Here is a 7,795-nt window from a genome sequence, read left to right as displayed (position 1 = left end):
ACCTCGTACAAATCGTGTTAAATACCTTGATTTTTGTTGTGGTTTTGGGCGTTGCGACAGTATTTGCCAAATTCCCGATTAACGGAAAGCTGGGAATTCAGTTTTTCTTATTGACTGTCATGGGCATTTACTTCAGTATTATCGGCTTTGTGCTCGGTGTGAGATTGGATGCGAAACTCATTGATACGGTGGGATTTCCGGTCATTATTCTGGCAGCTTTGACCATTATGCCCTTCGCAAGCTTCGGAGCGGAAAGCGGGTTTATTTCCCTTGTTGCCAAAGTACAAAGGATTTTCCCGGGCTATTATTACACGAATATGATGAATGCGATTTTGTCCGGAAATGGAATTCAGCTAAAGGATATGCTGCTCTTTATAACAAGCTTTGTACTGAATATCATTCCTTTGTACTTCCTTGTTCCCAAGGTGAAATTAAGTAAGGCAAAATAAGAGATCTTATGCAAAGAAAAAAATTCTATACAAAGAAAGAGTTTCTATGCAAAGAAAAGCGGAGTCCTATGAAAAACCTTCGTTCTTATGTAGCATCTCCGTCACTTCGTTTGCGAAATATACGGCATATTTCAGCTTTATTGCCGCGTCTTCTATTCGCCATGCCTGAAGACTTTTCTTGTCTTTTGGCACGGCGAAGGAATAGCGATCGTTATAATTTGCAAAATAAATCCGAGCTTCGTTACTATAGAAGGAAAACTTGCAGTCCGAAGTCATGCTGTTAAACCATTCGATGACAGAGGGAGTTAAGAATTTTCTTGTAGATTGTTCATCCGTACAGTAAATGTTGTAGTGTTCGTTATGCTGTATGTCTTCTACATCGATTTTCTTCCCGTCTTGCATGGTGCTGGGATACCCCCCTTGGGTTTCAAAGAAAAGGAAATGCTCTGTCGGAACAATTCGCAGTTCTCCTTTTAAAGAGAATGTGTTCTTTATGGAGTAGACCTGTCCGAGAAAGTCGGTTACATCATCGTAACCGTCTTTTCCTTTTATGACACTATAGGCATATAAATCCACTGCTTGGAGATCCCTTTCGTCATTGAGCTTGAGTATTCCGGATTGGATATAGTATTCTGAAATGGGAACCACTTCTTTTACATTGTTCGGGGACATGTCATGTTCCGTATCGATTTCTGAAGAAGGATAAAGGACTTGCAGTATCGTTGCAAGGATGTCTCGTTCATAAAGTTTGCGGAGCTTAGCTCTTTGCTTTGCTTCCCAACCGGGACCAATCAAGCTATAAAGTAGGACACTGAGAATCTGAAGCACCACAAGAAAGATGCCTAGTCTGGCAAGGAGCGTCATAACTGAATCTATAAATTCACTGCGGGGAAGAGTACCTTCATCGGTAAGGAGCATTAAACCGCCACCGAAAAGAAAGCAAAAAAACAAAAGAAGCATATTCCGAGCAAAATAATGTTGTACTCTTTCTTTCCAAGTGAGGATATTTCGTATGGCTTTCCAGCTATGTTGAAACCGCGCAGTATTATGAAGGTCGTTTATTTTCTTTAGTTCTTCTTGGCTCAAATCCATTTTCGCTATCCCTTCTTCCACTCATTTCTATAAAATAGTAAAAAATTGATTTTATTATAACTTTTTAAGTATAACACAGGAGAGTTCTATTCGTGATACAATAAAATATCTTTTTATGGAATTTTGATTCGATTACGTTGGAAAGAAGAGGAGAAATTATGGAATTTTTCATTGCGGAAGAAGGAGTTCCGATAAACCTTGGCCCTGACGGGGGAAGTATCGCCTATTTTGGCAGTGAAATAGACTTTCAATATGAAACGGAAGCACCTCACGGAGACGGGATTTTTTCCGCAAAGCTTCCGCTACTGGAAAGGTCGCTTCCCTTTTGGCTTTATGGGCGGAATCTCCTGTTTTTAGATGCCTATTATTTATTGGCGGAGACTGTGGAGAAAGGCAGTTGGAGCCCTATTTGCAGTATACTGATTAATATTCATTACGGACAATATGCGTCTTTGGGGCAGTGGTATAACAGCGTGATTATCGAGGAAAAAGGAATTCGCTTACGCAATGAGTTTGACGGTAGCAGCTTTTTTCTTGAAAATCCGAAAGAATTGCAGTGGAAAGACATCTAAGAGAAGTTACTTACATGGATTTTGACCCGGATAAGGAGGGAAAAGAGGGACAGATTCTTTGCTATATCCATGATCCGGATGAGGTGATTTATGCAGCAGCAGGACTTTCGGAGTTCGTGGATGAGATTTTACAGACTCTAGACTGAGAGGAATCCGGATTTTGATATTACAGGGAAGCAGTAATGATAACGGGAATATTGTCCGAGGAAGGGATGCTTATGGAAGCAATAAAACTGCCTAAGAAGTACCGAGACATTTGCGAGGAAATCAAAAATGGCTCCTATGAAAGTTTGTCGAAGCTGGAAGCTTTTGAAAAGAAGTTTCCCCATCAAAATCTTGCGGTAAGGGCAGGGGTGGAGTTTTTTGACCAAAAGTATGAAGAAGCGGTAAGCCATACCCTTCTTCTAATGCCCTTTTGGGATGAGTGGTATTATTCCAATGTAGCTAACGAATATATGATGGCCATGTGCTTTGCGGCAAAGAAAATCGGACGGGAAGCAGAAGCTAGTCAGGCTCTTCAGGAAGAACAAAGTCGTTTAATGGAAGCAGAGGAAGAGAAATGCCTTAAAGGCTCTTGCCAACGCTATAATTATTGCTCGATTCTCCTGAACTATATGCAGCAGGATATTTTACCGGAATCAAGAAGCAAGAATTATCAGCCACCAAAAGCACCAAAAACAGCTTCGGAATTGATAGCAGAGGGCAAGCTGAATTCCGAAAAAGACTTTGATAAGATGAAGCTTTTGAATTTACTTTTTATGAAGGGCAGTCCGGAGGATACAGTGGACTATTATGAAAGAATCAAGGACTTAAATCTTGGGGAACTGTATTATGAGAAAGCCTGTATTTGCTATCGGTATCTCGGACAAAAAGAAAAGGTATTGGAAGTCATAGAGCGCTGGGCAAAAAGTAAGCTTTGGGATGTAGCCAGCCCTACGCAGGTTCGCCCCATGAGCTTCTTTATGTATCCCTTTATGCATGAATATTTGGAGAATGAAGAGAGTTTAAAAAGAATTAGAGAAGCGATATTCGGATAAACACGAGGGAGGAAAAGGATGAAGGAAAACACCGTTAGAGTAATCAAAATCGGTAAGGAAGCCCTATATGAATTTTTCTATGAAAATATCATCTCGCAGGAAGAAAGTCTCCTGCAAGTATCCGCTACAGAAGTGATGAATCACTTTGCCATGGATTGGGAAAGGGGAGAGTTTATTTTCATGGCACATCAGGCGGAAGATGCGGATGGAGAATTGATTCCTTTGCCGAAAGAAATCCAGCCGGAAACATTGTTGAAAGCCCTGCCTGAAACAACCGAATCTCTACTGAAACGAGGAAAGGTCTATCGGGACTATAGCTTTGAGGAATTAAAAGAGCTTTGCGGAGAAAACGAAGATAACGACGGAAATATTCATAGATGTAAAAATCCTTCCGGGACTTAAAAAAGAAGTGTTTTTTAACAGCCTTCAGTTATAATGGAAAACAGCAGAATCAAGATAGTATCAAAGAAGCTAAGTAACAGAATCAAAGATGGTATTAAAGAAGTGAAACCAATAAAATCAGAAAAGGATCAAAAAGAACAAAACCATAGAATCAAAGGAGGTTTCAGACAATGAAGTTTTTAGAGGAAGCACGGGCGTATCAGGACAATATGATTGCTGACTTGCGAGAGCTGGTAAAGATTGAATCCGTGCGGGATGACGCTGCGGCAACGAAGGAGGCTCCATTCGGCCCAAACATTGCAAAGTGCTTGGATAAGGCCTTGGAGATTGGTAAGCGAGACGGCTTTCAGGTGGAAAATGTCGATGGCTATGCCGGTGTAATTCAGTACGGGAATTTAGAGGAGTCGGTAGGCATACTGGGACACCTGGATATTGTTCCTATCGGAGACGGCTGGCACTTTGATCCCTTGGCAGGAGAAATTAAGGACGGCTATATCATGGGAAGAGGGACCTGTGATGACAAGGGCCCTGCCATTGCAGCATATTACGCTATGAAGATTTTAAAGGATAAGGGCTATAAGCTAAAGCACAATATCCAGATGATTTTAGGTACCGATGAGGAAAATACCTCTGCCGGCATCCTTTACTATAAGAAGGTGCGTAAGAATCCTATTATGGGAATCGTACCGGATGCGGAGTTCCCCTGTATCTACGCGGAAAAGGGAATTCTGGACTTTAGCGCTGAAGGGGAAATTGATTCCTGTATAAAGTCTATGCAGTCCGGCACAGCTTTTAATGTGGTAATCGGTAAGGCGGATGTAATTGTGGATAAGCCGCTCGAAAAAGAGTATTTTGAGAAGTTCCTGCTTGCGAATGGACTAAGCGGAGAATGCTATCAGGATGGGGAAGGCGCGCATTATCATATTGATGGAAAGCCCTTCCATGCTTCTCGCCCTTACATGGGCGTGAATGCGGCGGTGAAGATGTTTGAATTTGTCGGAAGCTGCTATAACGATGCCTTTAGCTTAAATGCAGTGAAGCTGTTCAAGGATCCATACGGTGTCGGCCTGAAGGTGGATTATGACGGTGCCTACATGGGCCCCTTGACCTTTAACTTGGGTAAGGCAAATATTGAAAATGGCCGGGTTTACTTTGCCTTGGACTACCGTTATCCGAATGAATGTGAAGGCAGTGATTTGCTAAAAAGAAGCGCGGACATCATTCAGGAAGTCTTACATATCGATACGACCTTAGTAGACGATTCCAAGTGGCTTCTGAACAATCCGGACAGTGAACTCATTAAAACTTGTCTGAAGCACTACCGTGCCTTTAGCGGAGATACCTATACACCGCCTCTTCGTATCGGCGGAGGTACCTATGCGCGCAGCTTTGAGAATTTTGCCGCCTTCGGTCCGATTTTCCCGACAAGAGAATATGCATCATGGGTTGGTGCGGAGCACGAGGCGGACGAGGGCTTTGAAATAGAGACGATGCTTCTGGCCTGTGCGATTTATACCAACGTACTCTATGATTTAGCATGTGAAAAATAAGAGCATTTGAAAAAAAGGGGACAGATTGTACCGACCCCCAAAAGTTAGACCAATAATCTAACGATTGGGAGGTCGGTATTTTTATGGCTAAAATTTTCTCCTTGGATTTTTCGGGAACCATCCTTTTTCCACTCTCTTTTCCTGCTCATATAATTCATGAATACTCCAAAAGCAGGAGATGCCAAAGATGGCCAAACTTCCGGAGAGGAAAAGAGAAGGGAGAAAAAGACTGGCTATACAGGCGGATAGACCTATTAAGAAAAAAAGCCAGGCTATTTTTTTACTAAAGTAATACTCCGCATACACCACTATGGGATGAAATATCCCTATGCAGAGAAAGCAAACCAAGCCTAAGAGTAAACCTTGAAAGCTCATAGTTTAAAATACTCCCTAAGCTCTCGAAGCAGGGTATCCAAATCCACCTCTGCCCGTTCACTCATAATCTTTACCGTGGCTTTCGGCATCATAATACGAGCAAGAGGAGTGTTTAAGGCCTTAAAGCGGTCACTTAATCGGAAAAGGAGAGTCTTTACATTGGGATCCGCTTCCAAAATATCCTTTAATAAGGTATCTTCGGTGATTTCCGTCAGCTTGCCGGCTGTCAAAGACCCTGTGCTTTCTCTATTTCCTTCGTTTCCCAAAGACCCTGCGCTTTCTTTATTGCCTACATCTTCAGAAGTCTCTGAGCCATCCCTCTTGTCTTCGTCTTCAGAAGTCTCCTTGCTTTCTCCCTTTTCCTGCTGCTCCCATGTCAAAAGAGTTTGAGAGCCCTGTAAGGAACGGATATGGGTGCAATCCTGCATCATTTCCAGCACACCACGAAACTTTCCGTTTTCATCCCGAACCGCATAGTAGATGATGTAAATAAAGAGGTCCGGCTTGTTAATCCAAAACTCCGCCTTATCCTGTTCTCCGGAACGGAACTTCTTAATGATTTCCTCAACGATATGTACCGAAGCCTTTGGATGACAGTTTTTCACATCTCTTCCGATGACATTTTTACTTCTGGGGAAAACTCTGTGCTTGGTGTCGGTGTAGAAGCAAACCAGTTCATTTTCATCTACATAGGAAAGATCCACAGGCATATGCTGATAAATCAGATTAATCTGCTCCAAGGTAAGTTGACCGGTGCTAACATTCAGTTTCTCTTCCTTATTATTAAAGCCATACTTTCCTAATAGACCGGCAAGCTCTTCTGCAAAGCCGGGAGCAGAGGAAAGACCGGAGAGGGGAGCACCGGCTGTAGAAGCTGAGGCAGAAGAGGAAGCCGAAGCTGAATTGCCGGACTTATCTGCCTGCACGCTAATATAGGCAAAACCGATTTCCTGGTCTCCCTCGGCCATATAACGGAACTCTTCTTCGTTGATCATTTCCAAGGAGGTAGGGTAGAGGATATTTTCTTCTTTGTCCATCAAATCCCGCACATCCGCCACAAGCTCAGCCTGCTTTCCGATAAATTCCTCTTCCTTATCCTCTAAGAGAAGATTGTAGCACTCTGCAATCTCATCCCGGATAAAGTCATCCAAAGTCCACATGGTGGTGGTAGGACGGGTAAAGCCTTTCTTCTCCAAAACCGGGTATAATTGGTTTTGCTTTCTGGACAAATGAATCTTGAATTTCAACAATTCTTCATAAAGTTCCAGCCATTGGTTTTTAATAAGGGGATACTGCACCAAATCCTCCACGGAAAGGAGCAATTCCTTCATTTTGGCATTTTCCCTACGATAGCAGGAGATGGGATGATTTTCCGGAAGCTCTTGATCCTTTGTGACCAAAACATCCTGGAAGACCTCCAGCATCGCTTGAATGTCTTCTTTAATGCACTCGTCTTCGGTTTCCTCCACCATTTCCTGCTCGATAATAGCAATTTCATAGGGAGCCAGGTGTTGTACTCTATCTTTAAGGGATTTTCTGGCTTCTTCCAAAGATATCTTTCCCTCATCATAGGCGGATTTAATTTCATGGACAATTTCTAATTTCTTAGCATCAATATTTTGAAAATTCTCTCTCATAGCTGACTCCTTCAGGGAATATACCTATCTGCTGATCCGATAAGATCAGAAAGGAAAAAATAATATCGCATAGTTAGTTAGAAGATTCTAACTTATAACATCATAGCAAAAAAGAAGAAAGAAAAATAATAAAAATTCCATATCAAATTCTAAAGAGATTTTCATAGATTTTCTCTAAAGCCATAGCTATAGCTTATGGAAAAATATCTTCACAGAACTTAGCTGAAAGAGAGAATAAAAAATATTAATGTATTACATTAGGAAAATATTTTCTTGACTAAGTTTTCTGTTAAAAATCGAATTCTAGGACCTTAGCGGAGCAATAGCAGGGAAAAGCAAAATATTTTTCTACGCAATATAGGTCTGAACCTGGGGCACGATCTCGCTAGCTTCGCCTGACTAAGCAGTGGTTTTGTTAACCACTGCTCACTTTGCTTCGCAAAGCAAGTCCCTGCGGGCCTTGGTCTCGTACAGGACAACTTTTCTGATGAAAAGTTTGTCCTTTTCACTTCGTTGACTGAGCGTGGACTTGTAGTCCACTGCTCACTTTGCTTCGCAAAGCAAGTCCCTGCGGGCCTTGGTCTCGTACAGGACAACTTTTCTGATGAAAAGTTTGTCCTTTTCACTTCGTTGACTGAGCGTGGACTTGTAGTCCACTGCTCACTTTGCTTCGCAAAGCAA

At 42.1% G+C, this 7,795-nt stretch carries 8 protein-coding genes and 1 pseudogene; 6 read left to right on the top strand and 3 right to left on the bottom strand.

Features of this window, described 5'->3' with window-relative positions; genetic code table 11:
• A pseudogene (locus tag HMPREF9624_RS09820) lies at nt 1-449 on the top strand (ABC transporter); the annotation flags it as partial.
• A 66-nt stretch (nt 450-515) separates the two neighbouring features.
• Here the strand turns inward: HMPREF9624_RS09820 and HMPREF9624_RS09815 are convergent.
• Entirely contained in the window at nt 516-1,541 is a 1,026-nt protein-coding gene (locus tag HMPREF9624_RS09815) for a DUF3137 domain-containing protein (protein WP_009537607.1), read from the bottom strand.
• A gap of 158 nt (nt 1,542-1,699) precedes the next feature.
• Between HMPREF9624_RS09815 and HMPREF9624_RS09810 the strand changes: the two genes are divergently transcribed.
• The 5 genes from HMPREF9624_RS09810 (at nt 1,700) to HMPREF9624_RS09795 (ending at nt 5,102) form a co-directional block, all read left to right on the top strand.
• Nucleotides 1,700-2,113 carry a hypothetical protein gene (locus tag HMPREF9624_RS09810; protein WP_009537606.1) on the top strand — a complete coding sequence of 138 codons (414 nt, stop codon included), beginning with the start codon at nt 1,700-1,702 and terminating at the stop codon, nt 2,111-2,113.
• Between the two features lie 14 nt (nt 2,114-2,127).
• Entirely contained in the window at nt 2,128-2,259 is a 132-nt protein-coding gene (locus tag HMPREF9624_RS11615) for an SMI1/KNR4 family protein (protein WP_009537605.1), read from the top strand.
• A gap of 36 nt (nt 2,260-2,295) precedes the next feature.
• The gene (locus tag HMPREF9624_RS09805) at nt 2,296-3,150 is read left to right on the top strand and encodes a hypothetical protein (RefSeq protein ID WP_242822643.1); all 855 of its coding nucleotides are present in this window, start codon (nt 2,296-2,298) and stop codon (nt 3,148-3,150) included.
• Between the two features lie 18 nt (nt 3,151-3,168).
• Nucleotides 3,169-3,552 carry a hypothetical protein gene (locus HMPREF9624_RS09800; RefSeq protein WP_009537603.1) on the top strand — a complete coding sequence of 128 codons (384 nt, stop codon included), beginning with the start codon at nt 3,169-3,171 and terminating at the stop codon, nt 3,550-3,552.
• A 170-nt stretch (nt 3,553-3,722) separates the two neighbouring features.
• On the top strand, nt 3,723-5,102 hold the full coding sequence (locus HMPREF9624_RS09795; RefSeq protein WP_009537602.1) for a Sapep family Mn(2+)-dependent dipeptidase: 1,380 nt from the start codon (nt 3,723-3,725) through the stop codon (nt 5,100-5,102).
• 87 nt (nt 5,103-5,189) lie between these two features.
• Here HMPREF9624_RS09795 and HMPREF9624_RS12330 read toward each other — a convergent pair whose 3' ends face one another.
• Both HMPREF9624_RS12330 and HMPREF9624_RS09785 read right to left on the bottom strand, forming a co-directional pair.
• Nucleotides 5,190-5,477, bottom strand: coding sequence for a DUF4491 family protein (locus HMPREF9624_RS12330; protein WP_009537886.1), 288 nt, complete (start codon nt 5,475-5,477; stop codon nt 5,190-5,192).
• A complete protein-coding gene (locus HMPREF9624_RS09785; protein ID WP_009537600.1) occupies nt 5,474-7,114 on the bottom strand; it encodes a DUF438 domain-containing protein in 1,641 nt (546 codons plus the stop codon). The genes HMPREF9624_RS12330 and HMPREF9624_RS09785 overlap by 4 nt, the downstream gene beginning before the upstream one ends.
• Nucleotides 7,115-7,795 lie beyond the last annotated feature (681 nt).

This window comes from Oribacterium asaccharolyticum ACB7 (assembly GCF_000238075.1).
Taxonomy (GTDB): Bacteria; Bacillota; Clostridia; order Lachnospirales; family Lachnospiraceae; genus Oribacterium; species Oribacterium asaccharolyticum.
Note: the sequence above shows the minus strand (reverse complement) of the source record. Positions and strands in the feature narration are given on the sequence as shown.

Coding starts and splice junctions, on each gene's coding strand:
- HMPREF9624_RS09815 (WP_009537607.1), bottom strand. CDS start 1,541: ATGGATTTGAGCCAAGAAGAACTAAAGAAAATAAACGACCTTCATAAT.
- HMPREF9624_RS09810 (WP_009537606.1), top strand. CDS start 1,700: ATGGAATTTTTCATTGCGGAAGAAGGAGTTCCGATAAACCTTGGCCCT.
- HMPREF9624_RS11615 (WP_009537605.1), top strand. CDS start 2,128: ATGGATTTTGACCCGGATAAGGAGGGAAAAGAGGGACAGATTCTTTGC.
- HMPREF9624_RS09805 (WP_242822643.1), top strand. CDS start 2,296: ATGATAACGGGAATATTGTCCGAGGAAGGGATGCTTATGGAAGCAATA.
- HMPREF9624_RS09800 (WP_009537603.1), top strand. CDS start 3,169: ATGAAGGAAAACACCGTTAGAGTAATCAAAATCGGTAAGGAAGCCCTA.
- HMPREF9624_RS09795 (WP_009537602.1), top strand. CDS start 3,723: ATGAAGTTTTTAGAGGAAGCACGGGCGTATCAGGACAATATGATTGCT.
- HMPREF9624_RS12330 (WP_009537886.1), bottom strand. CDS start 5,477: ATGAGCTTTCAAGGTTTACTCTTAGGCTTGGTTTGCTTTCTCTGCATA.
- HMPREF9624_RS09785 (WP_009537600.1), bottom strand. CDS start 7,114: ATGAGAGAGAATTTTCAAAATATTGATGCTAAGAAATTAGAAATTGTC.